The sequence below is a fragment of the Robertkochia aurantiaca genome (assembly GCF_020166495.1).
Taxonomy (GTDB): domain Bacteria; phylum Bacteroidota; class Bacteroidia; order Flavobacteriales; family Flavobacteriaceae; genus Robertkochia; species Robertkochia aurantiaca.
The window spans coordinates 257,892-284,461 of record NZ_JAINZS010000005.1 but is presented as its reverse complement, the minus strand read 5'-3'; the positions used below and the strand labels follow the sequence as shown (position 1 = coordinate 284,461).

The following is a 26,570-nucleotide window of genomic DNA, read 5'->3' as shown; positions in this document are numbered from 1 at the left end:
AGTATATGAAAATCCTCATCACAGGGGCGGCCGGATTCATCGGTTCGCATACGGCAGAATATTTTGCGCAACAGGGCCATGAAGTATATGGCCTTGATAATTTTTCAGGATATTACAGTCCGGAACTGAAGAAACTCAACCGCGATGACATTCAGGCATCAGGGGTTCAGTTCATCGAATGCGACCTGTTGGATGATCTTGGTTCAAGAACCCCTGCAGAATTCGATTATATCTATCATTTCGCTGCCCAGCCGGGTATTTCGGCCACGACTTCTCTGGAGCAATATGTGAGGAACAATATTTACGCCACCCAGAACCTGCTCAGCTGGGCAAGGGATTTTAATCCCAAGCTGAAAATGTTTGTCAATATTGCAACATCATCTATTTACGGGAAAGAGGCCACTCTGCCTGAAACCGCGGTTCCCACACCCATTTCGTTTTACGGGACTACCAAACTGGCGGCTGAACAGCTCGCTCTGGGAGAGCAGCGGGTGGGTAAGCTGCCGGTTTGCTCTTTGCGTCTGTATTCGGTATATGGCCCCCGTGAAAGACCGGAAAAACTTTATACCAAACTGATAGAAGCGATCTACAAGGATGAGGAATTTCCCCTTTTCAAGGGAAGTGAAAAGCACAGCAGGAGCTTCACCTATGTAGGAGATATAGTCAAAGGAATGGCTGCCATCCCCGGTCGTGAAGGCCAGGTCAATGGTGAGATCATCAACATAGGTTCAGATGAGGAATTTACTACCGGAGAAGGAATCGCCATGATCGAAAAGATCATAGGTAAGAAAGCAAAAATCAAGGAAACCACACCGAGACCGGGCGACCAGCTGCGAACAACCGCTGTGATCGATAAAGCCAGGAAACTACTGGATTATGAGCCTGAAACAGACTTTGAGGAAGGTCTTCGTAATCAGGTCGAGTGGTACCGACAGAAGTTCCTGTGAACCGGTTCCTTACTGACGTTTCTTTAGCTTCTTCAATTCCCGGTATCTTTCAAAAACACCAAGTGCATTCAGGTAAGAGATGGTAGCGCCTTTGCTGCCATCCAGAAATCCCATTCGCAAAAAGAAATGATTGAAAAATTTCCAGGTGGGTCTCAGATACTGGTGAAATATGGTCCATGACTTACCCTGCCTGTGAGCCTCAACCGCCTTCAGTCTTCCGTAATGCAGCATTTTAGACCTGTAGTCATCGAAATCCTTGTAAGAGTAATGGATCAATTTTTCTTTCAGGTAGCCCTCTGTACCGTTCACTTCGAGAGTCTCATGCACGATGCGTTTGTCGGTAAAACGACATTTTTCCCTTTTGAACAAACGATAGACTTTATCGGTCTGCCAACCGCTGAAGTACAGTCTCTTGTTTTGAAACATAAAACTACGGTAATTCCAGTAGGCATCATGGCTATCGGTGAGAGCGATGACCTCAGAGATCTCTTCTTTTAAGGCAGGGGTCACTCTTTCATCGGCATCGAGAAAATAAACCCATTTTCCTGTAGCTTGGGCGAGAGCAAAATTCTTTTGTTCGGTAAAATTTCGAAAGGGGTGTTGTACGGCGGTAATTTGGGGGTGGCTCTTCAGCCACTCCCAGGTACCGTCTGAACTGTATGAATCTACTGCGATGATCTCGTCAGCAAAATCGATACTTGCTATGCATTCCTTGATGTGATCGATCTCATTGAAGGTGATGATCACTGCGCTAAGGACAGGATTTGTGTTCAAAAGGTCAGGATTTAGGTTTGCAAATATAATGAAAGCCGTTCACCTGACCATCTGTTTATACCGCTACATCGTATTCTCTGAGCGCCTCATTAAGCGATGTTTTTTTGTTGGTGCTCTCTTTGCGTTTGCCTATGATCAGGGCACAAGGCACCTGATATTCACCGGCGGGAAATCGCTTGGTGTAACTACCGGGGATGACAACCGACCGGGCGGGGACCCTGCCCTTGTACTCAGTTGCTTCGCTACCGGTGACATCTATGATTTTGGTAGAAGCGGTCAGCACCACATTGGCACCCAGTACAGCTTCTTTTTCAACTTTAACTCCTTCAACTACTATAGAACGTGACCCGAGAAAAGCATTGTCTTCGATAATGACGGGTGCAGCCTGCAGTGGTTCCAGAACCCCACCTATACCCACGCCTCCGCTCAGGTGAACGTTCTTGCCGATCTGGGCGCAACTTCCAACGGTAGCCCAGGTGTCGACCATGGTACCTTCATCCACATATGCACCTATATTGACATAACTGGGCATAAGAATGGTGCCCTTGGAAATGAAGGCTCCGTGCCTTGCCACCGCATGGGGTACTACCCTGATACCTTTTTCTGCGTATCCTCTTTTCAGAGGTATCTTGTCATGAAATTCCAGCGGGCCTGCCTCAAGGGTTTCCATCTTTTGAATAGGAAAATAAAGCACTACCGCCTTCTTTACCCATTCGTTTACCTGCCAACCGTTACCGGTAGGGGTGGCAACCCGTAATTCACCTGTGTCAAGCAGGTCGATTACCTTTCTGATCGTATCTATAGTGGTTTTGCTTTTTAACAGCTCCCGGTTGTCCCAGGCATTCTCAATGATATTTCGAATTTCTTCCATCAGTGTTGATTTTCCCGCAAAGATACATGCTAAAGAATAACCTGCAGAGTGGTTTTACAGCTGTAACAGAATAAGCCGTATTTTTGTTAAAATTTATCATATGGCACGATTGATGGGTATTGATTATGGGGAAAAACGAACCGGAATCGCGGTGACCGATGAAATGCAGCTGATCGCCTCAGCTCTGACGACGAAGCCTACCGCTGAATTACTGGATTTTCTGGAAGGATATTTGTTGAAGGAAAAAGTAGACACCGTGGTTGTGGGAGCGCCCAAACGAATGAATAACCAGGAATCAGAGGTGGAGGAGAAGATCAGGAAATTCCTGGACAAACTGAAAGCTCGCTTTCCTGACCTGAAAGTGGTCAGGTACGATGAGCGATTCACCTCAAAAATGGCCTTTCAATCGATGATCGACGGAGGAGTGAAAAAAAAGAAAAGGAGAGACAAAGCCTTGTTGGATCAGGTGAGCGCTACTCTTATTTTACAGTCATATATGGAAGCAAATCCATAAAGATATCGTGAAAATTGTATTAATTTTCAGTAAAAATCACGCCGGTATTGAAAAATTTTTAACTTTGTATATTGACTATTAGTCATTTAATGATTTACCCCAAATCAAATGTTTAACCTTTTAATGCCAATGAATGAATCAAAAAACTACTCTTTTTTTATGTTTTATCTTCTTTCAGCTAAGCTTCTCTTTTAACGGAGATCCTGTAAGGTTATTGCCTGGCGAAGGGGATAAAAATCATGTTATTGATTCAGCGAACCTACCGCTGTGGTCTATGGAATACCGCCTGTTGCTTCAAAACCCGACTCAGGGTAGCAGCGACCTTGTAAAGGTTTATCCCAATCCTGTTAACCGTAAAGACAACTTAAACATCGCACTTTCGGGAACGGGTAAAAAGGAAATCGCTTTTTATGACATCACAGGAAAAATGGTCAAACGCCTTTCCACAGAGAAAAACAGTATGACCATGAACGTCTCTGACCTGGGTGCCGGTGTCTACATTCTGAATGTCAAATCAGACAGTATTCAGATCACCAAAAAGGTTATAATTCGCTAAGAAATCAGCCTGATATTCACAAAGAAATCTTGATCCTATTAGGATTAAGTTCGTATTTTTGCGCCTTTGTGGAATAAATGTGTTGAGTTCATGATTTTACCTATTGTTGCCTACGGCGATCCTGTTTTAAGAGTCAAAGGAGAAGAGATAGAAGCGTCTTACAAAGACCTGCAAACCCTGATCGACAATATGTTCGATACCATGTATAATGCTTATGGTGTAGGACTGGCAGCTCCGCAGATCGGTTTACCGATACGACTCTTCATCGTTGATGCCTCTCCTTTTTCTGAAGACGAAGACCTCGATGAGAAAGATCGTGAGCAATTGTCAGAATTCAAACAGGTTTTTATCAACCCGAAGATCACAAAGGAAGAGGGTGATGAATGGTCTTTTAACGAAGGCTGCCTGAGTATTCCTGATATTCGGGAAGATGTGCGTCGTAAGCCAAAGATCACCATCTCGTATTACGACCGGGAATTCAATCATCATGAAGAGACCTACGAAGGGCTCGCGGCCAGGGTCATTCAACACGAATACGATCATATTGAAGGGGTGCTTTTCACCGACAAGCTTTCGAGCCTGAAAAAGAGATTGCTTAAAGGCAAGCTTGCCAATATCTCGAAAGGTAAGATCAAAGTGGATTACAAAATGCGCTTTCCCCTTGCCAAAAAAGGAAGGTAATCCTTTTGATAATCGCATCAAAGCATAGATATTTGTCGACCTAAAAAAGAAGCATATGGAGTTTGATAAAATTTTGGCTATTTCAGGAAAGCCCGGCTTATATAACCTGGTAGCCCAAACCAGAACGGGATTTGTAGCTGAATCCCTTGCAGACGGGAAACGAATGACTGTTGGGCTCAGGAATAATGTGAGCCTTCTTTCAGAGATTGCGATCTACACGCTTACCGAAGAGGTTCCCCTGAAGGAGGTCTTTGCAAAGATCAAGGAGAAGGAAAATGGTGAGAAAACGTCTGTTTCACATAAGGAGTCCAAGATCAAACTGGAGGAGTATTTTTTTGAAGTACTGCCCGATTATGATGAAGACAGGGTTTATGCCAGTGATATCAAGAAAGTAATTCAGTGGTATAATATTCTTGTAGATAAGGGTATAACCGATTTCGAAGATACTTCAGAAGAAAAGGCTTCGGAGGAAAAAGCTTCTCAAGAAGAGGAAAAAGAGTCTTAAATATTATTTACCGATAATTTTATCAAAAGCCTTCCCGGAAACGGGGAAGGCTTTTTTGTTTATCTTTAATCGGTATGAGTGGAGTTGGTCGGCGAACACCTAAGAATAATCTCTCTAATGATAAAACAAACCACCATCGCTAAGCTTGAACAACTCATTGGGTTGTTGGAAACGATCAAAGCTGAAGACTTTAAACAGAGACACGAGGTGCTAAGCAATGCCAGCATAGGGATGCACTTGAGACACGTGATCGAGTTCTACCAATGTCTTATAAAGGGTATCGGAAACGGCTCGGTAAATTACGACAGTCGAAGCCGGGAACCTGAGCTGGAGCTGAACCCTGCTCTGTGCCGGGATCGTATCAGGCAATTGATAGGGGAGCTGAAAGCAACCGATTTTTCAGGACCATTGATGCTCTCGATGAATCTGTCAAATGGTGATGATAACACCGAGACTGTATCGACTACCTTTAACAGAGAGTTACTCTATAATCTGGAACACCTGGTGCATCATGAGGCACTTATCAGAATAGGGATTCGGGAAATGACAAACGGGTTCACGCTTCCAGAAGAATTTGGGGTGGCGGTATCAACTATCAGAAACAGAAATTCATGTGCACAGTAAGTTATATTCCTGTAGGGAACGGTTATATCTTTACCTCCAACCGAGATGAAGCGCCAGGGCGGAAAACGCTCGAACCCCGATACAGAAAATTAGACAACGGTCATTCCTTCTATGGTCCGGTTGACGGTGAAAAGATGGGTAGCTGGATCGCCAAAGACGACCGGGGTCGCCTGGTTTGTCTGCTCAACGGAGGCTTTGAGTTCCATAAACACGATCCGCCTTACCGGCGAAGTCGCGGGTTGATACTGACCGATGCTCTTTCTCATGAAGATTTTGTAAGCTTTATACAAGAGGTGGAACTTCAGGGCGTTGAGCCCTTTACGCTGATTCTCCTTGATGAACTCTTACAGGTATTGGTTTGGGATGGGGAAAACCGGCATCACATTTTTCTGGATAAGAACAGGCCTCATTTGTGGTCGTCAGCTACGCTTTATTCCTCTGCCGAACACCAGAAGAAACTGAGTCGTTTTGAGCGGTTCCTTGAATCTGAAGATATCACTGCAGAAACTGTTCTCGATCTGCATGGTCTGAACCAGGTCAATAACTTCATTCTTGATCTGGGTTTTGTGAAAACCGTGAGTATCACACAGGTTATTCATGACGGAAGGGAACTGTCTTTACATTACTACCAAAACATTCCGGAACGAATGAGCCTTTAACAGAAAGAAATCTTGTACAGTACAGATCTGAAATCATGGTATATAAAGGCTACCTCAAGAGAACACTGGCCTTCCTGGGTACTGTATCTCCCCGTGATAGTGCAACACTTCTGGTTATCGATCCGGGCAGGGAGTCTTTTCTGGTTCCTGCAGGTCAACCCGGGCTTTGAGCGCGGTTTTCTCCTCAGTGACTCTAAGTTAAAGATATACGGCAGACTTCCCTCTCACCAGGTACCCGAAACCATCCTGATCAGAAAAGGAGAAGCTTGTTCGAATGTACTGCAGGAAATAAAGCGCAGAGGACTTGCTTTTCCGCTTATTCTCAAACCTGATATCGGGTTTAGGGGGCTGGGCGTACATTTTGTGAGAACGGAACCCCAACTGGAAGATCTGTTGAAAGATCAGAAGATCGACCTGTTGTTGCAGGAATTCGTAAACCATAAGCTAGAGGTAGGGGTATTCTATGCTCGTATCCCGGGGCATCGAAACGGGAATATACTATCGCTGACTCTGAAAGAATTTCTGACTGTCACCGGGAATGGAAAAGATACCCTGTCTTTCATTATAAGAAATGATCCCCGAGCCTGTTTGCAATGGAGAAGATTAAAAGATGAGCTGGGAGACCGATGGCAGCAGGTCCCTCAAAAGGGGGAGCGTATTCTCCTGGAGACTATCGGTAACCATAACAGAGGCTGTAAGTTCGTAAATGGTCATGACCTGATCGATGATAAGTTGTGTGCCCGATTCGACCAGATCAGCGATCAGATAGAGGGCTTCTGGTATGGTCGCTTTGATATCAAGGTGCCATCGATCGATCACCTGCGTTCAGGCGATAATATCAAGATATTAGAGCTCAACGGTATCGGCGCGGAGCCCACCCATGTTTATGACCCCGAAACCGGAGTTTTTCAGGCATGGAAAGATATGCTTTTCACCTGGAGAAAAGCCTTCGAAATTGCGATGGCTCATCGGGAGAAAGGGGTTCGTTTTCCTGTATATTCTGAAGCAAAAGACCGTTATTTGCAATACCGTAAGTATAAAAGCATCGCTTTCAACCATAAATCATAAAGCTATGAACAGCAGAGAAGCACAATTGAAATCACTTGACCGCTTACTGACCATTATGGAAGAGCTGAGGGAGCAATGTCCGTGGGACAGAAAGCAGACCCTGCAATCACTCAGGCATCTCACCATAGAGGAGGTGTATGAACTGGGAGACGCCATACTGGACAATGACCTGGATGAGATCAAAAAGGAATTGGGAGATGTGCTGTTGCATATCGTATTCTATTCCAGGATCGGAAGTGAAAAGGGTGCTTTTGATATAGGAGATGTAGCCGAAGCTATTTGCGATAAGCTGGTCGACAGACACCCTCATATATATGGCGACGTAACGGTGAAAGATGAAGAAGAGGTAAAGAGGAACTGGGAAAACCTGAAGCTCAAAGAAGGGAAGAAAAGCGTTCTGGAAGGAGTTCCTAAAAGTCTTCCTGCCCTGGTGAAGGCCAGCCGTATTCAGGATAAAGTCGCGGGTGTGGGTTTTGACTGGGAAGAACCATCACAGGTTTGGGATAAACTGAATGAAGAATTGAATGAGTTTCGGGAAGAAGTTGAAAAAGGCGATCCCGATAAGATAGAGGCAGAGTTCGGCGATGTATTATTCTCTATGATCAATTATGCCCGTTTTCTGAATATCAATCCTGAAAATGCGTTGGAACGCACCAATAAGAAATTCATCAAGCGTTTTCTCTACCTGGAGCAAAAGGCGGCTGAACAGGGAAAATCATTAAAGGAGATGAGCCTTAAAGAAATGGATGTTTTTTGGGAGGAAGCAAAGCTAATCCCATAGCATGGCTTATCTTTGCCAGCCTTTAAAGAAAACCCATGTATCTCAGACAGTACACCCGCGAATTCGCTTATAACTTTAAACTGGCCTACCCTGTTATTTTAGGTATGCTTGGCCATACCTTCGTCGCATTTGCAGATAATGTGATGGTTGGTCAGCTGGGTACGGCAGAGCTCGCAGCGGTATCGCTTGGGAATAGCTTTGTTTTTATCGCTATGTCGCTCGGAATAGGTTTTTCGACAGCCATCACCCCGCTGGTGGCGGAAGCAGAAGGAGCTGGTAATATTGCCGACGGGCGCTCGGCCCTTAAACACGGGATGGTGCTCAGTACTATTCTTGCCGTCTTGCTTTTTCTGGTCATTCTGCTGGCAAAACCCCTGATGTATGCCATGGATCAGCCCGAAGAGGTGGTCACCCTGGCATTGCCATATCTTGATATTGTCGCTTTCTCGCTGATACCTCTTGTAATGTTTCAGGCTTTAAAGCAGTTCTCAGACGGGCTTTCACAAACAAAGTACCCTATGTACGCCACGGTATTGGCCAATGTGATCAATATCTTACTCAATTATGTGCTCATATTCGGGAAATGGGGGTTCCCTGAAATGGGGATCATCGGTGCTGCCATAGGAACTTTCGTTTCCAGGGCCATTATGGTTCTTTTTCTCTGGTTATTGCTGAAGAAGCGGAGGGGAACACAGGATTATCTCTTTGGCATCAGGTTTCACCTGATAGAAAAAAAGGAGGTCAGAAAGATGCTGAAACTCGGCTTTCCCTCGGCTTTGCAAATGTTCTTCGAGGTAGCTATTTTCACCGCGGCGGTATGGTTGAGCGGAGTACTAGGTAAAAATCCGCAGGCGGCCAATCAGATAGCCCTGAACCTTTCCAGCATGACCTATATGGTCGGGGTCGGTCTTAGTGTGGCCGCCATGGTCAGGGTAGGTAATCAAAAGGGATTGCAGAATTTTACCGAATTGCGGCGTATCGCTATATCGGTTTTTATGCTGACATTTCTCCTGGAAGTGCTTTTTGCCGTTTTATTCGTTGTATTCAGGCACTGGCTGCCAACATTGTATCTCGATCAGCACGATCTGCTCAACATGGCCGATAATACCGAGGTGATCACCATAGCCAGCCAGCTGTTACTGGTGGCTGCCTTTTTCCAAATATCCGATGGGTTCCAGGTAGTTTTTCTGGGGGCGCTCAGAGGGTTGCAGGACGTGAAGGTACCAACCCTCATTACATTCGTCGCCTACTGGATTATTGGTTTTCCTGTTTCCTGGTACCTGGGACTACATACCGAATTAAGTAATATGGGCATCTGGATCGGACTTTTACTGGGCCTGACAACTGCCGCTTTGTTTTTGTATTTTAGATTTAATTTATTAACCAAACGTATGATCACGGCCACGAAGGCATAACAGGCCGAATCAGAAAACAGTACAAAATGGAATTACCTAAGTTTTTACTAGGCGATAATACCGACTTCCCGGACGCCGTATATATCGTTCATACCGAATACCCCCGTTTTATTATCGACCTTTCGACCGATGAGGTCGAATGGCTGGAAGATTTCAGTCCTGAAGACGAAAGAGAGCTTAGTTCTGAAGCAGAATCACTGATCGAAGCCGCCACATCGTTCTACGACAGGGAAGTCGATCGTTACCAGGAATAATACCGGGCTATGGAACAGCTTATCGAACTTGACCGCGAACTATTTATCTTTTTGAACTCCATGGGCAATGAGACCTGGGATGGTTTCTGGCTGTTTATGACCAATAAGTGGAGTTCAATCCCTCTTTATGCGCTTTTACTGCTGCTTTCGGTAAAAGAACTTGGGAAAAAGCGTCTGCTGGTGATGCTTATTCTGGTGGCATTGCTGATCACAGCCACCGACCAGCTGGCCAATCTGTTTAAATATGGCGTGGAGCGCCTGCGGCCTTGTCATGATATTGCCCTGGAAGCTCAGATGAGATTGGTCAAGTCCTATTGCGGAGGCATGTACGGATATTTTTCGGCCCATGCCGCCAATTCATTTGCTGTTGCAACCTTCTTTTCACTGCTTTTGAGAAGATCGGCAGCCTGGTTACCGGGTTTATTGCTGGTGTGGGCATTGATCGTGGCTTACAGTCGCATCTATATAGGTGTTCACTTTCCCCTGGATGTAATTACCGGGATGAGTATAGGAATGTTACTGGGGTGGCTGTTTTACCGACTATTTAGGTTGATTTCAGTTCGTTTTCAGATATCTGAAGAGGTATCCTGATGTTTCCGGTACTTATCTAAAAGTTCCCTGGCAGCCATAAACGGACTGGTTTCGTTGTTTTCGACCGCTTCCAGTTTCTCCTTAAGATCTTCCTTTATGTTCGGATGTTCATAAAACGAACTCTTTAATTGTTCATCTATGGTTTGCAGTAACCATTGCCTGTTCTGTGATTTGCGATTGGCTGTGAAGTACCCGTTCCCTTGAACCAGTTCCAGGTATCTTGAGATCATTTCCCAAATATCCGCGATCCCTTCATTATTTAAGGCTGAAGCGGTGCGTACTTCCGGTGCCCAGTTACTGGCCTTAGGCGGATAGAGATGCAGTGCCCGCTGGAATTCTGTTTTGGCCTGAGCCGCCTTTTTTTTGTTGTCACCATCTGCCTTATTGATCACGATTCCGTCTGCCATCTCCATAATGCCTCTTTTGATCCCCTGAAGCTCGTCACCAGCGCCTGAGAGTTTTAACAGGAGAAAGAAATCAACCATTCCATGAACCGCGGTTTCACTTTGACCAACCCCGACCGTTTCCACGATCACGGTGTCAAAACCACATGCTTCGCAAAGAATGATGGTCTCACGTGTCTTTCGGGCTACTCCCCCCAGCGAACTTCCAGCCGGTGAGGGCCTGATGAAAGCATTGGGATCTTTGACCAGTTCTTCCATGCGGGTCTTATCTCCCAAAATACTTCCGTGTGATACGCTGCTGCTGGGATCTACCGCAAGTACGGCTACCTTCCTGTCTTTTCCGGTCAGAAAACTTCCAAAAGATTCGATAAAGGTACTTTTTCCCACACCGGGCACCCCTGTGATCCCCAGGCGTACCGACCTGTTGGCATATGGCAGGCATGAGGAGACAATCCTGGCTGCGATTTCCCGGTGTTGTTGCCGGGTACTTTCGATCAGAGTAATGGCCTGGCTCAGCGCAATGGTGTCACCCTCCGTGATCTTTCGGGTGAGTTCTTCGGCAGAGGGTATTCTTTTCCTCAATTCGCGTATGCGTTTAACCGCACCGGGATTCTGATGCTCACCTTTGGCCTGCTGTCCCTTTTTATTCTCCGCGCTGTTGCTGTTTTCAGATCGCAATAGTGTGAATTTTAAAACAAATTTAATAATTCAATCATTGTTATCACCCCGATATAAGCTATCTTACTGTAAACTCTAAATAATAAATTATGAAGACACTCTATAAGGCAGTCGCAACCACAACCGGTGGACGTGGCGGACATGTGAAAAGCGAAGACGGATTATTGGACTTCAACCTCGAATTACCCAAGGCACTTGGCGGTAAAGGAGGTGAACATACCAACCCGGAACAGCTTTTTGCAGCGGGTTATTCAGCCTGTTTCGGCAGTGCAGTCGAAGCTGTGGCTAAAAAGAAAAAGGTTGATATCGGTGATTTTGAGGTGAAAGCAACTATCGGCATAGGCGAACACCCTGATGCAGATGGATTTCTGCTCAATGCAGTTCTCGATGTCTACCTGCCCGGAGTTGATACTGAAACCGGAGAGGAGATCGTAAACGCTGCTCACGAGCTTTGCCCGTATTCGCGAGCTACCCGTGACAATATAGATGTCACTTTAAATCTTCTGGTATAAATAAACCATAAAATTTAAAAAAGCCCGGAGTTACTGCTCCGGGCTTTTTTTATGTCTTAATGGCTGAACCTGAACCGGGTTGCCTGCCGGTAAACCTGTCCGGGTTGCAAGCTGATATCGGGAAAGTGGTCATAAGCAGGAGCGTTGGGGTGAACCTGGGTTTCAAAACAGATAGCCGGCATGTTTGCCAGGTTAGGGTTTTCAAAATCATACCCCTGCATGTTTTGAGGGGTGAAAATAACTATTCCGGGCTGGTCTGTGTGTACCTCCATCCTGATCCCGGTTCTTTGAGATTTTAATACAGCGGCGGCCTGCCGGTCTGGCACCAGCAACAGAAAATCATCGATACCATTAAAATCTTCCTTCGTTCTGATAACCCTGTTTTTGCTGAAATCAAAGGGTGTATCAGCCACGGGTACTAATTCACCTGTGGCCAGCATTGACTTATCTTTTTCCAGGAAGTGGGAAGCGTGAAGCTGCAGTTCATGATCCAGGATACTGCCCCCACCATTCAGGTTGAAATAGCTATGGTTGGTGAGGTTGACAAGGGTAGGGCGGTCGGTTTGTGCCTCGTAAGTGATGACCAGGTCTGAACCCTGTAGTTCGTAGGTAACCGTTGTTTCCAGTCTTCCCGGAAAACCTTCATCCATATGCTCGCTGATCAGGGCATAGGTCACGCGGGTCTTTGACCGATCAATGATTTCCCAGGTTTTAAAGGAAAATCCTTCTTTTCCTCCATGAAGCACCGCTGAGGCTTTGGTATCAAAGGTGAACCTTTCGTTATTCAGATTAAAACCTTTGGCGTCCAGTCGGCCGGCAACCCTTCCGCAGGTGGCACCGGTGTAATAGATATTTCTGCGGTATCCTTCCGGATATTTCATTCCGATAACCACATTGACCCTTTTGCCATCTGAATCAGGCACCCATAGCCTGGTAAGGGTGGCGCCATAGTCGAGTGTTTCTATCGCAAGCTGCTCGTTTTCTAGGTATATTGTGTTCAATAAAGAAGTTTTTCTGAAATTATAAATAATTTTTGCAACGCTGTCAAAAAGCAGACGTCTTTATAATGAATAACAATTGTAATCACCAAAAGAACCGGCATGTTTCAGGTTGATCTGATCGAAAAATGCAAAGATAACGATCGCAGGGCGCAGATGCAGCTTTATGATCAGTACTGCGATGGTATGTTCTGCGTGGCCATGCGATTCATGGAAAACGCAGATGATGCCAAAGATGCCACCCAGGAAGCTTTTATAAAGGCTTTCCAGAAGATCCATCAGTACCGGGCTGAGGTGACTTTCGGGGCGTGGCTTAAACGGATCGTGATCAATAAATGCATCGATCATCTGAAAAGCAGGAAACAATATCTGATATCGCTTGATGAGGGCTATCTGCAGGTAGCTGACGAAACCGACGATTGGAATGTCGAAAGCGATATCAGTCTGGAAGAGGTGAAACAGGCTATAGCCGATTTACCTGAAAAATACCGGTATGTGGTTATGCTATACCTGATCGAAGGCTATGACCACGACGAGATCTCAGAGATATTGAACATTACCAATGTCTCATCAAGAACGCAGTTAATGCGTGGACGCATGAAGCTTAAAGAACTTTTAAAGAATAAACGTAATGGCACAAGACCTTAGAGACCTGTTTAAAGACGAAGATCACAAAGAGCGTTTTACCATGCCCGAAGGGCACAGGGAAGAATTTGAATCCAGATTGGAACAGGCGTTTCCTGATCGCAACCGCTCCTCCTTGTTCATGTTTTTAAAAGTGGCTGCCATTCTTGTGGTCATATTTGGAGCTGGTTTTCTGATCTACCAGGCGGGATATCGTTCATCAGGAGGGCAGCAGCAGGTGGTCGGTAATGACCAGGAAGCAGCACCTTTGAAAGAAACGCGTATCACCCTGGGTGATCTGTCACCCGATCTGAATAAGATCGAAAACTATTATGTTGCCAGCATCAATATGGAACTGTCTCAGATCGAAGTGAACGCAGACACCAGGAAGCTTCTTGATGGGTATATGAACCGGCTCACCGAACTCAATGATGAGTATGAGCGACTTACTCAGGAATTGAATGATATCGGTCCGAATGACCAGACCATCAATGCTCTGATCGAAAATCTGCAGATGCGGTTACAATTGTTATATCGATTAAAAGAAAAAATGAACGAATTCAAAACATCAAAAAATGAACAGTTTAGTCAACAAACGATCTAAAATCGCTGTATTTCTTTTACTGGCGGTTGTATTTTACGGTATGGCCCAGGAAAAGAAGAGCAAGAATTATTCTGAGCGGTTTAAGGTGAATGAAGATGTCAGTATAGATATCAATACAGCCTATACCGATATAGTGCTCGAAACATGGAACCGGGATGAGGTGGTGGTGGAAGCTACCATCACGGTGGAGAATGTTTCTGAGGAAAAGGCAAAAGATGTATTCGAGAAATGGAACTTTTCTGCCACGGGTAACAGCGGAAAGGTGACCATCAATGCAAATAGTCCTATGAGCTGGTATGGTGCTCCCAATGTCTATATACACGGGGAAAAGAATGGAGATTACAATTTCGTATTTGAAGACATGGATATGGAGATCGCAATTCCGGAGCTGCCACCCATGCCACCCATGCCTGAGATCGCAGTCATGCCGGCGCCACCCATGCCTCCCATCGCCTTCGACTTCGGAGAGCTTACCTTCGATTATGAAGCCTATAAAAAAGACGGAGAAGCGTACATGAAAGAATGGAAGGAGAAGTTCAAAGAAAATTTTGACGAAGATTTCCAGAAGAATATGGAAGAATGGAAAAAGCGCTATGAAGAGCAGATGAAGGCGCAGGAAGAATTGTTTAAGCTGCATGAAGAAGATCGGGAAAGAATGCAGGAAGAGCGTGAGATCATTATTGAGGAGCAACAAAAATTACGTGAAGAACAACAAAAAATGCGTGAAGAGCAGCGTAAAGCCATGGAAGAGGCCAGGGCAGAAGTGCAGAAGCTCAGAACCAAATATATTGTAAAGCGTGACAGCACAGACGGGAACACCCGGATATTCTTTATCAAGGGTGAAAAAGGGAAAGAGAACCTCAGGATCAAGAGAACCATAAGGATCAAAGCGCCTAAGGGAGCTAAGCTCAATATGAATGTTCGCCACGGTGAGGTCAAGCTGGCCGAACAATTTGAACAGATCGATGCTGACCTTTCCTATACGAGTCTCATTGCTTCCCGTATAGACGGGGAGGGCTCTGTAATAAGGGCAAACTATTCACCGGTTACTGTCGGATCCTGGAACAAGGGGAGACTGATGGTTAACTACGGGAAGAAGATCAATCTTACCGAGGTGCAAAGTGTGAAACTCACATCAAAATCTTCAAATGTCATCATCGGTACTATTACCGGTGATGCCATTATCGAAGGTAGTTTTGGTGACCTGGTCATCAACGACCTGGGAAAGAACTTCCGGTCGGTAGATATCTCTCTTGACAATTCAGATGCACGTATCGACCTGCCTGATGATGTGGCCTTTGATTTTTACTGTACGGCTTCCGATTCTGAAGTGAAGCTGCCGTCTTACCTGGTACTCGATGTGTCAGACCGGTATAACAGCAAACTGGCCAAAGGTTATAACAAGCAAAAAAACAGTACCCGCTCCATCAACCTGATGGCTGAACTAAGCGAGGTCAATGTGCAGTGATACCCGATCAGTGGGCGTCTTCCTTCAGTAGTTCCGGATACAATTCCTTAAACCGGTTCAAACGGGGTACAGACACATTTCTTATATAACTGTTATTCGGATTTCGCCGTTCATAATCCTGGTGATAGTCTTCAGCTTTCCAAAATTTTTGCAGTGGTTTTACTTCGGTGACGATTGGATCTGAGAAGATATTCTTCTCCTCCAGTTGTTCCATATAATCAAGAATAATGTCCCGCTCCTGCTCGTTCTGATAAAAGGCGATAGACCGGTACTGGGCTCCTTTATCAGGACCTTGGCGGTTCAGGGTTGTAGGGTCATGAGAACCAAAGAACACCCTGACAAGGGTAGCGAACGACACCTCCTGAGGGTCGTAGTACACTTTAACGGCTTCAGCATGAGAGGTGCGACCATAGCTTACTTCTTCATAGGTGGGATTCTTTTCCTTGCCTCCCGCATAGCCTGAAACAGCTTCTTTCACACCTTTAACACTTTCAAAGATAGCTTCCACACACCAGAAGCATCCGCTGGCGAAGTAAGCCGTCTCATACTCTGACAAATCCTGAGTGTTCGGTGTCCAGGCTTCAGCCGTTTCCTTTGGAGCCGGCTCATTTTGTTTCTTATCGGTCTTAGACTTGCAGGAAGAAAAGCTTAACAGACCTACCGTCAAAAGTATCAGTGATATATTTTTCATAGGATGGATTTTTTCTTTCTGTCTGAAGGAATTTACTTTCCTTACAAACACCTATGAAGATAAGGAATCTGTACCTCAGAAAGACTTAAAGAAAACAAAAAAAACCTGCCTTGATGAGGGGCAGGTTTTTTTAGTACGTTTCGTTTTTTGATCAATCGAGCTTCTGCGACATCTTGAATCCTGCGAACAGGCCGATTCCCGCAAGGGTAAAGATCGTACCCGGATAAGCGATCTCGTCGTTGACACCCAGGGTATAGTGCAGAATTCCTGCTATAAATATTCCCAGTCCGATACCTACGAGTATCATGGAAAGATTCAATACCAGAACCTTCCATACCGGAGAGGTCTTGCGATCGTTGCTGTAAAAAATAGATGCGTCGGTACCTTTTTCGATCAGTGCCAGGCGTTCTTTATGCCGTGAAGAGATGAACAGGTAGAATACTCCGAAGATAACTCCGAAAATTACTGGAAGAATGATTACTTCAGATCCCATAAGAAAGTGTTTTATTGATTAATTTCACAAGTATGACGGCAGGGATCGAATGACGGTTACAAAAAAACTGATTTTTTTTCTGAGGAAGCTTGTAACCAGATACCTGATAGGGTCGTCATACCAGGGAATGACTAACCAAAACGAACAGCTATTGATATCGAAGGTGCTGGCGGGTGATACCCGCGCCTTCGGGGAGTTGGTGGAGAAATACCAGCAAATGGCCTATACCCTGGCCGTTCGTATTATGAAAGATCCGGCCGATGCCGAAGATGTGGTACAGGAAGCGTTTATAAAGAGTTATGAGGTACTGAACACCTTCAGGGGTGATTCCAAGTTCTCAACCTGGCTGTATCGCATCGTTTATCATAAGGCCCTTGATCGTATAAAAAGTCAAAAACGCAGGTATGCTGAGAGTTTTGACGACGTTAAGGAATCACAGATACGGGCGGATAAAGTGGAAGATGCCTATGATCTTCTGACCAAAAAAGAACAAAAGCAGTTGGTACTTGAGGCTATATCAAAACTTCCGGAAGAAGAACAAACCTTACTGATGCTATACTATTTTGAAGAGGAGTCTATTAAGGAGATCGCCCTGATACTTGATATCAGTATGGACAATGTGAAAGTAAAACTTTTTCGTTGCCGGAAGAAGTTATATGAATTATTAAAGGGACAGTCCCATAATTTAGCGGTGTAATATGAATAATCAGGAAGAAAAGAAACTGGATAGTTTCATCAGGAAAGCAGTTAAGGATACAGGCCTTGAAACGCCTTCACCGGCTTTGAAAATGAATATAATGGCTGCGATTCAGCGCCAGGCTGCCAGTATAAAATATCGTGCCCTGATCCCGAAGTGGGCATGGCTTACGACGGCGCTTATCCTGCTTTTTTTAGGGGTGCTTGCGATCGCGAACCCCATGGGGCTCACCGGTCTTCCGGTTGATCTCTTTCCATGGGAATTATCCTGGAGCTGGGGCGAGTTTTCACCGTTGGCGGTATATGGTACTGCTGTTTTTGTCGTAATGGCTGTGATACAGATCGTCTTTCTGAAAAGGAAGATCGATCAAAGATTCTATAATAACTGATCAAAAAAAAAAGGCCCTGCAAAGGGCCTTTTTTTGTATAATGTGTATTCAAAATCAGTCCGGGATTCTTACCTGGGAACCAAAGAATAAAGCATTGAAGAACATTTTATTGGTGCCGTACCACGCCCCTCTGAAATTCGGGTTGTCTGCAAATAATAGTACCCGGCCGCTGCCGAGTTTACTGGCTACCACAGAAGCGGCAGGCTTCAGGTAGTTGTTCAGATTCTTTTCTGTAATATATCCGTCGATATGCGGGTCATCGGTATACTTAGCGATGGTTGAAAAGGCATTCTTACTGGGGGCTAACCATACTGAGTTGTTCTTGTATACCGGCAGTTCCGGCTCTGTATATCCAAATGCAACAGGATGGGTGAGGTCGAGGTTCACTTCGAAAATAGCTCCTCCGACTTCCTCACGGCCCAGATACTCCGGAGCATCGATATACGGCTTTCTTACGGGTATAACCGTATCTTTTTCCTCTTCGATAAGTTCTTCTTTGATCATATCATTTTCGATAAGCCAGGATACCGCATCGCCGATGGCAATGAGCGTATTCCCTTCAGATACCCAGTTTTTTATCCGGTTGCGATCCGTGCTGTCAAGGTTGTTATAACGTCCGGATACCATGACCATGGTATTATATTTTTCGATTTCCGACCGGGAGAAATCTCTCATCGGGATTTTGGTGATCGGCATGTGCACCCTTTGGTCGAGCAGGTGCCAGACCTCACCGGCCTCATACGACCTCACACCTTCACCTACCAGCATAAAAGGTTTGGGTGGTTTGATGGTTTCAACGTAACGGCTACCCAGGTCGATGCCTGCGCCCTGGTGATACCCGGTGCCAACTGATGAAACCGGGACTCCGAAACGTTCCACCCCCGACTTGATAACATCATAAAGCGCATCTTCGCTCATATCCTGTTTGCTAACGGGAACCACCAGGGTGCCGGCCGGAAAAGTGGTGGTTTCACCATTTACTGCGGTGGTGAACGGTTTGAAAGCCGCCTGAACACGCACCTTTTTTTCCTGCAGATAATGCAGAAAAGCAGCCCCGTTGTAGTCCCGCCAGTCACCCAGATAAGCATAGGAGGCAGGTTGTACCTGCGGGCTTTCGATCATAATATCTTCTTCGGTGATTTTGTTTTCAGGTCTGATGCGACCGCTTACCGGTTTATAATTCACATTATAGAAGTTGGCTAAAGACCAGGCAGAAGCATCGTAATATACACTATCACGGTATTCATCGTAGGTTTCGAAAACTGTCTGTACCATGCGGTACTGTTCCTGAGCTGTGGGAACGAGGTATGAACCATCATCTTCCCGATATACATCAATGCGATGAATCAGCAGCTTATCGAGAAACGCCTTGAGTCTGTTTCGGTCGTTATCAACGGTAAAGCGGTAGGCATTAATGTCGCTTTTCCGGGCATTTTCGATGGCAGAATCGAAGAACCTCCTCAGGTAATCCTGGAGGTATTCCCGGTTTTCAACTGAGGCTTTCACTGTTGTCATGCTCGATACAAACTGGTTTCTGATCGTAAAAGGAAAACTGATCTCACCCATTTCGGTTTTTTGAAGATGACCCCGTGAGCTGGCCTGTTCAAAAAGCAGTCCTAAACCACCCTGAAGGTCAGGATACGAAGAACCATACCCCGGGTAGGTGCCATCGAATACCTCTCCGGTAAAATACAGCGAACCGATCGAATCGAGGGAAGAGGCAAAATAAGTGCCGAATAATTCGTTCAGGTCTTCATAATTTTCAGCCGGCATAATCGGGTCTTTCGAACCGATGGCTTTCATGGGCTCGAAGAAATAGGTGCTTTCTGTTCCCATCTCATGGAAATCTGTCACCACGTTGGGATACCAGTGGTGGTACCAATTGAGTTTTCCACGGCTTTCGGGGTGAACTGCCAGTAACCAGTCACGGTTCAGGTCAAACCAATAGTGATTGGTGCGTCCACCTGGCCAGGCTTCGTTATGTTCGATATCCTGAGGGTCATCTACCAGCGGATCTCCTTTGAAACTGTTTGCCCAGTGGGTGTGTCTGTCTCTTCCGTCGGGATTGATGGTCGGATCGATGAATACGACCGCATGCTCCCTGTAATTAGCCACAGAACTGTTTTCCGAGGCTACCAGGGTGTAGGCGGCCAGAAGCGCTGCCTCTGAACTCGATGGTTCATTCCCGTGTACGTTGTATCCAAGATTGATAAATACCGGTTGTTCAGCGGAAGGGGATGCTTCTCCATTTTTGATTTGCAAATGGGTGTCCCTAAGTGCATCAATTCGATTCAGGTTCTGTGGGCTGCTTACCCGTAAGATCAACAGGGGACGGCCCTCATAGGTTTTACCGTATTCTTCGATCTCAGCGCGGTCTGATCGTTCAGCCAACAGCCTGAGATAGGCCACGATCATATCATGGCGGGTGTGCTGTTCACCAATACCATATCCCAGGAAAGCTTCCGGTGATGGAATATTTTCATCAAAGGGTTGGTATTTTTCAAGAAAGTAATCCTGTGCCATGCCGGTCTCGCCAAGGAAACACAGCAGGAATGCAATAATTATTTTTTTCATATAGTTGAGCAGGTATGTTTTGTCTTACAAGATAACCAAAACGCAGGGAGAGAAAAAATTCTGATCAAAAGTGAATTCAGGCCAGGGTGCCAAATCGATCCTTTTGTTCAAGGAATCCGAAATATACCGTGCCAAGCATGGTGATAACAAAATACATGACTACGATCGTATTTCCTGCAGGAAGGTGGTTTTCAATACCGAACCAACTTCCCGTGTAGCCCAGGTAAAGCAGGGCTGCGACCGATCGTATCATCTCGATATAAGGAGCGAATCGTTTCCCGTCCATCAGACTTGAATATCCGAAAATACCGGTGAAAACAAACAGGCCGAAAAGCAATAAGCCTTCGAAGCCGATCCCGGTATAGTTGTAGAACATGAACAGCATCAGGGCGGTGTTGCTCAGTAACTGAAAGATAGCATAGCTTTTTAGGCCATTACTGACTTCCGGATCGTATTTGTCAAAACGGTATACATCGCTGATGGTGGTGAGAGGGTATTTTTCTTTGACGTCTTCAGGTCTCCACCCTGTGGGCATGAACCAGATACGCAATTTATCGAACCAATTGCGGGTACGCCATGCATCCTGTGTAAGTCTCCAGAAGTGCTGGAAATTTATGATAACGGGATTCCAGGTGGCCGCCGGTTTTAATACCCCGTAAACAGGGGGAACTTCCTCCAGTTCCTCCTGAAAGGTGCCGAACATTCGGTCCCATACACAAAAGATCTGCCCCAGGTTCTTGTCGATATATTCCGGGTTGATGGCGTGGTGCACCCGGTGCTGTGATGGGGTTACGATGATATACTCCAGCCAACCCATTTTACCGATATGCCGGGTATGGTACCAGAACTGTAAAAACAGCTGTATCGGTGCCAGGATGGCGATCACTTTTGCGGGCACGCCTAAAATCGCTGCCGGCAGCAGTAACAGGGGAAAGTAACCGATCACATTCGAGATGGATTGACGCAGGGCACAAGCAAGATTGAATTCTTCACTGCTGTGATGTATCACATGCTGGTTCCAGAAAATATTGACCTTATGGCTTAAGCGGTGATTCCAGTATCCGGCGAAATCGATCGCAACAAAACCTATGGCATAGACCGCCCAGGTCGATGGGATATCGAAAACAGCCAGGTGGTCGACCATGAAAGGATAGGATATCAACACCACTGCCAGTCCGAGGGAATCCTTAATAATATTGGTAAGGCCTGAACTCAGACTCGACACAGTATCCATAACGGTGTGGGTCTGATTCTTTACAAAATGCCCGTACAGGATCTCCAGTAATACCAAGCCTATAAAAAAAGGAATGGCATATAATAAAGCGGTCGCATAGGTTTCCATTTCTGTTTTGTTGGATTGATGCCTCTCAAATGTACTACATCATCGGCTAATTAGAAAGTCTCTCCTGCCTGCTTTGTTTGAGATCTGGTTTCGGTAAAAACAATCTGGTAGGTGACCCCTCGTTCCTTTTCTGGGTAAGAGATCTTCCCGTTCAGCTGCCGCACCAGGCTGTCGATAAGTTTCAGCCCGAGCGATCTGCGTGACACATTCAGATTTTCGCGATCAAAACCTTTACCGTCATCTGTCAGTTCAAGGAGATATGCCCCGTTATCCAGTTTGTCCAGGCAAATACAGATCTCCCCGGCTTGTTCTTCTTCAAACCCATGTTTGAGGGTGTTTGTTATAAACTCGTTGATCAGCAGTCCGAGGGGAATGGCAGTATCGATGTTCAGCCGTACATCGGGGATCTCGATCCTGAGGTTGATGTTGTGCTGATAGCCTTTGTAGGATCGCACCAGGTATTCGGCCAGCTGGGTGACATAATCACCGTAATGTATCCTGGAAATATCGTCATAAGCATACAGCATTTCATGGATCATGGCCATAGATATGACCCGGTTTTTCGAATTTTGAAGAATGTTACGGGCATCGCCGTGCTCAGTACCTCTTGATTGCAGGCTGAGCAGGCTTGAAACGGTCTGTAGGTTGTTTTTTACCCTGTGGTGTATCTCTTTCAGCAGTACTTCTTTCTGAAGGCTTTGTTTTTCCAGCTCTTTCTTGGATTCGTACAGGTTATGATAGCTGCCCAGCATAACCTTCCCGAAAATTCCGCCTAAAATGTATACTGAGAACAGTATGCTGATCAGGCTGAAAATGCTTCGGTATCTTTCGGGTACCGCATTTTCAAAATGTATGTCAAAAAAGGTGAGCAGGTATGTCAGGATGATAAGAAGCGTGATAAGGTAAAAATGAATGACCCCATAGGCTCTTGTGGCCATATAGCCGGCGAAAACGATCAGGGCCAGTACAAATATGAACGGACTGTTGATACCGCCGCTGTAAAGGGTAACCACCAGCGAGCCGATCAATGCACTCACGGTTGTGATTATATATGTCATTGTCAGGTTCCGGTGACGGTAGAAGAACAGGGTATTGACCAGTATCACAATGCCGTAAAGAGAAAAACAAACGGGTATTACAGCCTGAAAATCAAGAAGGTAATAGCATACAGGTGCGAGGATCAGCATTAAAATGGCAGAAAAGTAATTAGCCCTGAGAATCAGGGTAGTCTTACTGTTCCTCGAATTCATTTCCATAGGTTCGCTTTGGTCGTTTAGGGATCGTTTATCTTCGAATCATGTTTTCCTATGGCTAAGTTCGGATGCCTGCGATCAGGATGGGGCTCCCTGTTTTGCGTTGTTCACGTGGCCGGCATCTGGTGATAAATATATTTATTTTAAACTAAAAAAGCGATAACAATGGGAAATTGCTACCGCTTTTTTTAATGGCTTTCTATAAAGGTCTAAGCCCCTGACAGTTATTGCTCGTCTTCGATCAATACCCAGTCTCCCTTATCTATTAAAGGCTCGGCCTGTTTATATTTGAGGGTCTTATTTTCACCTGTCATAACGTTCTTGATGGTAACCCTTTCGTTTCTTCCGATTTTGGGTTTTTCACGAACGATGGTTTCTGTTACCTGTGGTCTCTGACCTCCGGTCTGCTGACCTGCAGCCCTGTTCTGAGCCGCCAGCTCATCGCTGTTAGGAATTTCTTCCTTACTGGTGCGGTAGTCCTCTTTTTTCTTTACCTCACGGGCCTCCTGGATGTTGTTGGTATCCTGGGTAGGCAGTTCACCTTTGAAGAGGAAGGAAATCACGTCCCTGTTTACCTTGTCGATCATCTCTTTAAAAAGTTCAAAAGCTTCGAACTTATAGATCAGTAACGGGTCTTTCTGTTCGTGAACGGCCAGCTGAACGGATTGTTTCAGCTCGTCCATCTTTCTAAGGTGATTCTTCCAGGCTTCATCGATGATGGCCAGGGTGATATTCTTTTCAAAGTCGCTGATGAGTTTTTCACCCTCAGATTCGTAAGCATCTTTCAGGTTGGTCACCACTTTCAGGGTTTTAACCCCATCGGTGAACGGTACCACGATACGTTCGAACTTGTCTCCCTGGTTCTCGTATACATTCTTGATCACAGGGTATGCCGTCAAGGCACTTCGCTTCATCTTCTGCTGGTAGTGAGCGTAGACCTCCTTATAAACCTTTGAGGCGATCTCGAGTTCATTCATCTTTTTGAACTCTTCTTCTGTAACCGGAGAGGTGATGGCAAAGTACTTGATCAGCTCGAACTCGAAGTTCTTGTAGTCATTGGCCGATTTATTGGTCTCAGCAATGGCTTCACAGGTGTCGAAGATCATATTGGCGATATCGACCTTCAGCCTTTCCCCTTGCAGGGCGTGACGGCGTCTCTTGTAGACCACCTCACGCTGGGCGTTCATCACATCATCGTATTCGAGCAGTCGCTTACGAATACCAAAGTTGTTTTCCTCTACCTTTTTCTGGGCTCTTTCAATAGACTTGGTCATCATCGAATGCTGAATGACCTCACCTTCTTCCAGTCCCATTTTATCCATCATTTTGGCTACCCGGTCAGAACCGAACAGTCGCATCAGGTTATCTTCAAGAGATACGTAGAACTGTGAAGATCCCGGATCTCCCTGACGTCCTGAACGTCCGCGAAGCTGTCTGTCGACCCTTCTGGAATCGTGTCTTTCTGTACCGATAATCGCTAAACCACCTGCATCTTTCACTTCTTTCGAGAGCTTGATATCGGTACCCCTACCTGCCATATTGGTAGCGATGGTAACGATTCCTGCCTTTCCGGCCTCAGCAACGATATCGGCCTCTTTTTTATGCAGTTTCGCGTTCAGTACATTATGGTTGATCTTTCTTATCGATAACATTTTTGAAAGCAGCTCAGAGATCTCAACCGAGGTGGTACCGACCAGAACAGGTCTTCCCTGGTTAACGAGCTTAACGATATCTTCGATCACCGCGTTGTATTTCTCGCGCTTGGTCTTATAGATAAGATCTTCTTTGTCATCCCTGGCGATCGGCCTGTTGGTAGGGATCTCCATCACATCGAGTTCATAGATCTCCCAGAACTCACCCGCTTCGGTAATGGCCGTACCGGTCATACCCGAAAGCTTGCGGTACATTCTGAAATAATTCTGGAGGGTGATGGTGGCAAAGGTTTGGGTGGCCGCCTCGATCTTCACGTTCTCCTTGGCTTCGATGGCCTGATGGAGACCGTCTGAATAACGACGCCCTTCCATGATACGTCCGGTCTGTTCATCTACGATCATGACCTTATTTTCCATTACCACGTACTCGGTGTCTTTCTCAAATAGGGTATAGGCCTTGAGAAGCTGGTTCATGGTGTGGATGCGTTCGCTCTTTACGGCGAAATCTTTGAATAGTTCTTCCTTTAGTGCAGCTTCTTCTTCAACCGGCAGTTCTTTATTTTCGATAGAGGCGATCTCAGTACCGATATCAGGCATCACAAAGAAATCAGGATCACCGTCTCCTGAAAGGTGTTCGATCCCTTTATCTGTGAGCTCAATGGAATTGCTTTTTTCATCGATGACAAACCAGAGGGCTTCATCAACTTTGGGCATTTCCCGGTTGTTATCCTGCATATAGAAGTTTTCTGTCTTCTGCAGCAGTTGTTTCACTCCTTCTTCACTCAGGAATTTGATAAGAGCTTTATTTTTGGGAAGTCCGCGATGAACGCGTAATAACTGGAATCCACCTTCTTTGGTGTCGCCCGCGGCGATCAGTTTTTTTGCTTCCGCCAGTACCCCGGTCAGGTATTGACGCTGCAGCTTGACCAAATCGGCCACTTTTGGCTTCAGTTCATTGAATTCATGACGATCTCCCTGAGGTACAGGTCCTGAAATGATCAGGGGTGTTCTGGCGTCATCGATCAGAACCGAGTCAACCTCATCGACGATGGCATAATTATGCGGTCGTTGTACCAGGTCATTCGGACTGTGAGCCATATTATCTCTCAGGTAATCGAAACCGAATTCATTATTGGTTCCGTAAGTGATATCAGATGCATAGGCCTTTCTTCTTCCGGCCGAGTTAGGCGGGTGATTGTCGATACAGTCGACTGTAAGTCCGTGGAATTCGAAAATGGGTGCCATCCACGCACTGTCCCTTCGTGCCAGGTAATCGTTCACGGTAACCAGGTGCACTCCTTTCCCGGTAAGAGCATTGAGATATACAGGAAGGGTGGCCACAAGGGTTTTACCTTCTCCTGTCTGCATCTCTGCGATCTTACCCTGGTGCATGGCGATACCACCGATGAGCTGAACATCGTAGTGAATCATATCCCAGGTCACTTCTTTTCCGGCGGCATCCCATGAATTCTGCCAGATGGCCTTATCGTCTTCAAGGCTCACATAGTCTTTCTCTCCTGAAAGTTCACGATCGAAAGCGGAGGCTGTAACCCTGAGGGTCTCATTCTCGGTGAAGCGGCGTGCGGTTTCCTTAACCACAGCGAAAGCCTCAGGAAGAATTTCGCTCAGCGTGTTCTCGGTCGCCTCATAAGCCTGATCTTCCAGACCGTCGATCTCGGTATAAATGGCTTCCTTTCGGTCGATATCAGTATCTTCAGCCTCTTTTTTAAGGGCTTCGATCTGCTTGTCGAAATCAGCCCGGGCTTGTTGTATCTGTTCTTTGAATTGTGCTGTTTTAGCTCGAAGTTCATCGTTGGAAAGCGAAGCGATCGATTTTTCGAAAGATTTTATCTTATCGACGATCGGCTGCAGTTCTTTTACGTCTTTTTTCGCTTTATCACCAACGAATATCTTGATTACTGAATTTAAAAAACTCATGCTTAGGTCTAAAA

28 protein-coding genes are annotated in these 26,570 nt (G+C 45.7%); 18 read left to right on the top strand and 10 right to left on the bottom strand.

The genetic code is table 11. The features are described from left to right. Positions 1 to 5: 5 nt before the first annotated feature. Positions 6 to 947, top strand: a complete 942-nt coding sequence (locus K7R10_RS09960; RefSeq protein WP_224484561.1) for an NAD-dependent epimerase/dehydratase family protein — start codon at positions 6 to 8, stop codon at positions 945 to 947. 9 nt (positions 948 to 956) lie between these two features. On the opposite strand, the gene K7R10_RS09955 is transcribed toward K7R10_RS09960, so the two are convergent. Together K7R10_RS09955 and K7R10_RS09950 are read right to left on the bottom strand one after the other, a co-directional pair. Next, positions 957 to 1,721: a glycosyltransferase family 2 protein gene (locus tag K7R10_RS09955; protein ID WP_224484560.1), complete on the bottom strand. Its 765-nt coding sequence runs from the start codon at positions 1,719 to 1,721 to the stop codon at positions 957 to 959. 55 nt (positions 1,722 to 1,776) lie between these two features. Continuing rightward, positions 1,777 to 2,592: a 2,3,4,5-tetrahydropyridine-2,6-dicarboxylate N-succinyltransferase gene (locus K7R10_RS09950; RefSeq protein WP_224484559.1), complete on the bottom strand. Its 816-nt coding sequence runs from the start codon at positions 2,590 to 2,592 to the stop codon at positions 1,777 to 1,779. 100 nt (positions 2,593 to 2,692) lie between these two features. Between K7R10_RS09950 and ruvX the strand changes: the two genes are divergently transcribed. From ruvX to K7R10_RS09895, 11 genes are all read left to right on the top strand, one after another. Further along, positions 2,693 to 3,106, top strand: a complete 414-nt coding sequence (ruvX, locus tag K7R10_RS09945) for a Holliday junction resolvase RuvX (RefSeq protein WP_224484558.1) — start codon at positions 2,693 to 2,695, stop codon at positions 3,104 to 3,106. Between the two features lie 274 nt (positions 3,107 to 3,380). Beyond that, positions 3,381 to 3,662: a T9SS type A sorting domain-containing protein gene (locus tag K7R10_RS09940; RefSeq protein ID WP_224484557.1), complete on the top strand. Its 282-nt coding sequence runs from the start codon at positions 3,381 to 3,383 to the stop codon at positions 3,660 to 3,662. A 90-nt stretch (positions 3,663 to 3,752) separates the two neighbouring features. Next, positions 3,753 to 4,343 carry a peptide deformylase gene (gene def, locus K7R10_RS09935; RefSeq protein ID WP_224484556.1) on the top strand — a complete coding sequence of 197 codons (591 nt, stop codon included), beginning with the start codon at positions 3,753 to 3,755 and terminating at the stop codon, positions 4,341 to 4,343. Positions 4,344 to 4,398: 55 nt separating this feature from the next. Further along, positions 4,399 to 4,848 (top strand): DUF5606 family protein, encoded by a 450-nt coding sequence (locus K7R10_RS09930; protein WP_224484555.1) that lies wholly within the window; start codon positions 4,399 to 4,401, stop codon positions 4,846 to 4,848. Positions 4,849 to 4,965: 117 nt separating this feature from the next. After that, positions 4,966 to 5,472: a DinB family protein gene (locus K7R10_RS09925; RefSeq protein WP_224484554.1), complete on the top strand. Its 507-nt coding sequence runs from the start codon at positions 4,966 to 4,968 to the stop codon at positions 5,470 to 5,472. After that, complete coding sequence (locus K7R10_RS09920; protein WP_224484553.1) at positions 5,460 to 6,131, top strand: NRDE family protein; 672 nt, start codon at positions 5,460 to 5,462, stop codon at positions 6,129 to 6,131. The genes K7R10_RS09925 and K7R10_RS09920 overlap by 13 nt, the downstream gene beginning before the upstream one ends. A 12-nt stretch (positions 6,132 to 6,143) precedes the next feature. Then, a complete protein-coding gene (locus K7R10_RS09915) occupies positions 6,144 to 7,199 on the top strand; it encodes an ATP-grasp domain-containing protein (RefSeq protein ID WP_224484552.1) in 1,056 nt (351 codons plus the stop codon). Between the two features lie 4 nt (positions 7,200 to 7,203). Continuing rightward, the gene (mazG, locus tag K7R10_RS09910) at positions 7,204 to 7,980 is read left to right on the top strand and encodes a nucleoside triphosphate pyrophosphohydrolase (protein WP_224484551.1); all 777 of its coding nucleotides are present in this window, start codon (positions 7,204 to 7,206) and stop codon (positions 7,978 to 7,980) included. 35 nt (positions 7,981 to 8,015) lie between these two features. After that, positions 8,016 to 9,395 carry an MATE family efflux transporter gene (locus K7R10_RS09905; RefSeq protein WP_224484550.1) on the top strand — a complete coding sequence of 460 codons (1,380 nt, stop codon included), beginning with the start codon at positions 8,016 to 8,018 and terminating at the stop codon, positions 9,393 to 9,395. A 26-nt stretch (positions 9,396 to 9,421) separates the two neighbouring features. After that, positions 9,422 to 9,649 carry a DUF8828 family protein gene (locus K7R10_RS09900; protein WP_224484549.1) on the top strand — a complete coding sequence of 76 codons (228 nt, stop codon included), beginning with the start codon at positions 9,422 to 9,424 and terminating at the stop codon, positions 9,647 to 9,649. A gap of 9 nt (positions 9,650 to 9,658) precedes the next feature. Next, entirely contained in the window at positions 9,659 to 10,240 is a 582-nt protein-coding gene (locus K7R10_RS09895) for a phosphatase PAP2 family protein (RefSeq protein ID WP_224484548.1), read from the top strand. Here the strand turns inward: K7R10_RS09895 and meaB are convergent. Beyond that, positions 10,216 to 11,322, bottom strand: coding sequence for a methylmalonyl Co-A mutase-associated GTPase MeaB (gene meaB, locus K7R10_RS09890; protein ID WP_224484547.1), 1,107 nt, complete (start codon positions 11,320 to 11,322; stop codon positions 10,216 to 10,218). The two genes, K7R10_RS09895 and meaB, sit on opposite strands and share 25 nt — an antisense overlap. An 89-nt stretch (positions 11,323 to 11,411) precedes the next feature. Between meaB and K7R10_RS09885 the strand changes: the two genes are divergently transcribed. Beyond that, the gene (locus K7R10_RS09885) at positions 11,412 to 11,834 is read left to right on the top strand and encodes an organic hydroperoxide resistance protein (RefSeq protein ID WP_224484546.1); all 423 of its coding nucleotides are present in this window, start codon (positions 11,412 to 11,414) and stop codon (positions 11,832 to 11,834) included. A 56-nt stretch (positions 11,835 to 11,890) separates the two neighbouring features. Here K7R10_RS09885 and K7R10_RS09880 read toward each other — a convergent pair whose 3' ends face one another. After that, on the bottom strand, positions 11,891 to 12,835 hold the full coding sequence (locus K7R10_RS09880) for an aldose epimerase family protein (RefSeq protein ID WP_224484545.1): 945 nt from the start codon (positions 12,833 to 12,835) through the stop codon (positions 11,891 to 11,893). A gap of 99 nt (positions 12,836 to 12,934) precedes the next feature. On the opposite strand from K7R10_RS09880, the gene K7R10_RS09875 reads away from it, so the two are divergent. The 3 genes from K7R10_RS09875 to K7R10_RS09865 are packed head-to-tail and all read left to right on the top strand — an operon-like array spanning position 12,935 to position 15,528. Next, on the top strand, positions 12,935 to 13,480 hold the full coding sequence (locus K7R10_RS09875; RefSeq protein WP_224484544.1) for an RNA polymerase sigma factor: 546 nt from the start codon (positions 12,935 to 12,937) through the stop codon (positions 13,478 to 13,480). Then, complete coding sequence (locus K7R10_RS09870) at positions 13,464 to 14,060, top strand: hypothetical protein (protein ID WP_224484543.1); 597 nt, start codon at positions 13,464 to 13,466, stop codon at positions 14,058 to 14,060. The genes K7R10_RS09875 and K7R10_RS09870 overlap by 17 nt, the downstream gene beginning before the upstream one ends. After that, the gene (locus tag K7R10_RS09865) at positions 14,032 to 15,528 is read left to right on the top strand and encodes a hypothetical protein (RefSeq protein ID WP_224484542.1); all 1,497 of its coding nucleotides are present in this window, start codon (positions 14,032 to 14,034) and stop codon (positions 15,526 to 15,528) included. Before K7R10_RS09870 ends, K7R10_RS09865 begins: the two co-directional genes overlap by 29 nt. A gap of 7 nt (positions 15,529 to 15,535) precedes the next feature. On the opposite strand, the gene msrA is transcribed toward K7R10_RS09865, so the two are convergent. Together msrA and K7R10_RS09855 are read right to left on the bottom strand one after the other, a co-directional pair. Next, complete coding sequence (gene msrA, locus K7R10_RS09860) at positions 15,536 to 16,219, bottom strand: peptide-methionine (S)-S-oxide reductase MsrA (protein ID WP_224484541.1); 684 nt, start codon at positions 16,217 to 16,219, stop codon at positions 15,536 to 15,538. Between the two features lie 151 nt (positions 16,220 to 16,370). Continuing rightward, positions 16,371 to 16,712 (bottom strand): DUF6249 domain-containing protein, encoded by a 342-nt coding sequence (locus K7R10_RS09855; RefSeq protein ID WP_224484540.1) that lies wholly within the window; start codon positions 16,710 to 16,712, stop codon positions 16,371 to 16,373. Between the two features lie 127 nt (positions 16,713 to 16,839). Here K7R10_RS09855 and K7R10_RS09850 point away from each other — a divergent pair, with 127 nt between their 5' ends. Then, positions 16,840 to 17,409, top strand: coding sequence for an RNA polymerase sigma factor (locus K7R10_RS09850; protein ID WP_224484539.1), 570 nt, complete (start codon positions 16,840 to 16,842; stop codon positions 17,407 to 17,409). Between the two features lies 1 nt (position 17,410). Continuing rightward, positions 17,411 to 17,797 carry a hypothetical protein gene (locus K7R10_RS09845; RefSeq protein ID WP_224484538.1) on the top strand — a complete coding sequence of 129 codons (387 nt, stop codon included), beginning with the start codon at positions 17,411 to 17,413 and terminating at the stop codon, positions 17,795 to 17,797. Between the two features lie 54 nt (positions 17,798 to 17,851). On the opposite strand, the gene K7R10_RS09840 is transcribed toward K7R10_RS09845, so the two are convergent. From K7R10_RS09840 to secA, 4 genes are all read right to left on the bottom strand, one after another. Continuing rightward, positions 17,852 to 20,371, bottom strand: a complete 2,520-nt coding sequence (locus K7R10_RS09840; protein WP_224484537.1) for a M14 family zinc carboxypeptidase — start codon at positions 20,369 to 20,371, stop codon at positions 17,852 to 17,854. Between the two features lie 76 nt (positions 20,372 to 20,447). Further along, positions 20,448 to 21,713 carry a sterol desaturase family protein gene (locus K7R10_RS09835; protein ID WP_224484536.1) on the bottom strand — a complete coding sequence of 422 codons (1,266 nt, stop codon included), beginning with the start codon at positions 21,711 to 21,713 and terminating at the stop codon, positions 20,448 to 20,450. Positions 21,714 to 21,763: 50 nt separating this feature from the next. Further along, positions 21,764 to 22,969 (bottom strand): sensor histidine kinase, encoded by a 1,206-nt coding sequence (locus tag K7R10_RS09830; protein WP_224484535.1) that lies wholly within the window; start codon positions 22,967 to 22,969, stop codon positions 21,764 to 21,766. 221 nt (positions 22,970 to 23,190) lie between these two features. Then, entirely contained in the window at positions 23,191 to 26,556 is a 3,366-nt protein-coding gene (secA, locus tag K7R10_RS09825; RefSeq protein ID WP_224484534.1) for a preprotein translocase subunit SecA, read from the bottom strand. Between the last annotated feature and the right edge of the window lie 14 nt (positions 26,557 to 26,570).

Coding starts and splice junctions, on each gene's coding strand:
- K7R10_RS09960 (WP_224484561.1), top strand. CDS start 6: ATGAAAATCCTCATCACAGGGGCGGCCGGATTCATCGGTTCGCATACG.
- K7R10_RS09950 (WP_224484559.1), bottom strand. CDS start 2,592: ATGGAAGAAATTCGAAATATCATTGAGAATGCCTGGGACAACCGGGAG.
- ruvX (WP_224484558.1), top strand. CDS start 2,693: ATGGCACGATTGATGGGTATTGATTATGGGGAAAAACGAACCGGAATC.
- K7R10_RS09940 (WP_224484557.1), top strand. CDS start 3,381: ATGGAATACCGCCTGTTGCTTCAAAACCCGACTCAGGGTAGCAGCGAC.
- def (WP_224484556.1), top strand. CDS start 3,753: ATGATTTTACCTATTGTTGCCTACGGCGATCCTGTTTTAAGAGTCAAA.
- K7R10_RS09930 (WP_224484555.1), top strand. CDS start 4,399: ATGGAGTTTGATAAAATTTTGGCTATTTCAGGAAAGCCCGGCTTATAT.
- K7R10_RS09925 (WP_224484554.1), top strand. CDS start 4,966: ATGATAAAACAAACCACCATCGCTAAGCTTGAACAACTCATTGGGTTG.
- K7R10_RS09920 (WP_224484553.1), top strand. CDS start 5,460: ATGTGCACAGTAAGTTATATTCCTGTAGGGAACGGTTATATCTTTACC.
- mazG (WP_224484551.1), top strand. CDS start 7,204: ATGAACAGCAGAGAAGCACAATTGAAATCACTTGACCGCTTACTGACC.
- K7R10_RS09905 (WP_224484550.1), top strand. CDS start 8,016: ATGTATCTCAGACAGTACACCCGCGAATTCGCTTATAACTTTAAACTG.
- K7R10_RS09900 (WP_224484549.1), top strand. CDS start 9,422: ATGGAATTACCTAAGTTTTTACTAGGCGATAATACCGACTTCCCGGAC.
- K7R10_RS09895 (WP_224484548.1), top strand. CDS start 9,659: ATGGAACAGCTTATCGAACTTGACCGCGAACTATTTATCTTTTTGAAC.
- K7R10_RS09885 (WP_224484546.1), top strand. CDS start 11,412: ATGAAGACACTCTATAAGGCAGTCGCAACCACAACCGGTGGACGTGGC.
- K7R10_RS09875 (WP_224484544.1), top strand. CDS start 12,935: ATGTTTCAGGTTGATCTGATCGAAAAATGCAAAGATAACGATCGCAGG.
- K7R10_RS09870 (WP_224484543.1), top strand. CDS start 13,464: ATGGCACAAGACCTTAGAGACCTGTTTAAAGACGAAGATCACAAAGAG.
- K7R10_RS09865 (WP_224484542.1), top strand. CDS start 14,032: ATGAACAGTTTAGTCAACAAACGATCTAAAATCGCTGTATTTCTTTTA.
- msrA (WP_224484541.1), bottom strand. CDS start 16,219: ATGAAAAATATATCACTGATACTTTTGACGGTAGGTCTGTTAAGCTTT.
- K7R10_RS09855 (WP_224484540.1), bottom strand. CDS start 16,712: ATGGGATCTGAAGTAATCATTCTTCCAGTAATTTTCGGAGTTATCTTC.
- K7R10_RS09850 (WP_224484539.1), top strand. CDS start 16,840: ATGACTAACCAAAACGAACAGCTATTGATATCGAAGGTGCTGGCGGGT.
- K7R10_RS09845 (WP_224484538.1), top strand. CDS start 17,411: ATGAATAATCAGGAAGAAAAGAAACTGGATAGTTTCATCAGGAAAGCA.
- K7R10_RS09840 (WP_224484537.1), bottom strand. CDS start 20,371: ATGAAAAAAATAATTATTGCATTCCTGCTGTGTTTCCTTGGCGAGACC.
- K7R10_RS09835 (WP_224484536.1), bottom strand. CDS start 21,713: ATGGAAACCTATGCGACCGCTTTATTATATGCCATTCCTTTTTTTATA.
- K7R10_RS09830 (WP_224484535.1), bottom strand. CDS start 22,969: ATGGAAATGAATTCGAGGAACAGTAAGACTACCCTGATTCTCAGGGCT.
- secA (WP_224484534.1), bottom strand. CDS start 26,556: ATGAGTTTTTTAAATTCAGTAATCAAGATATTCGTTGGTGATAAAGCG.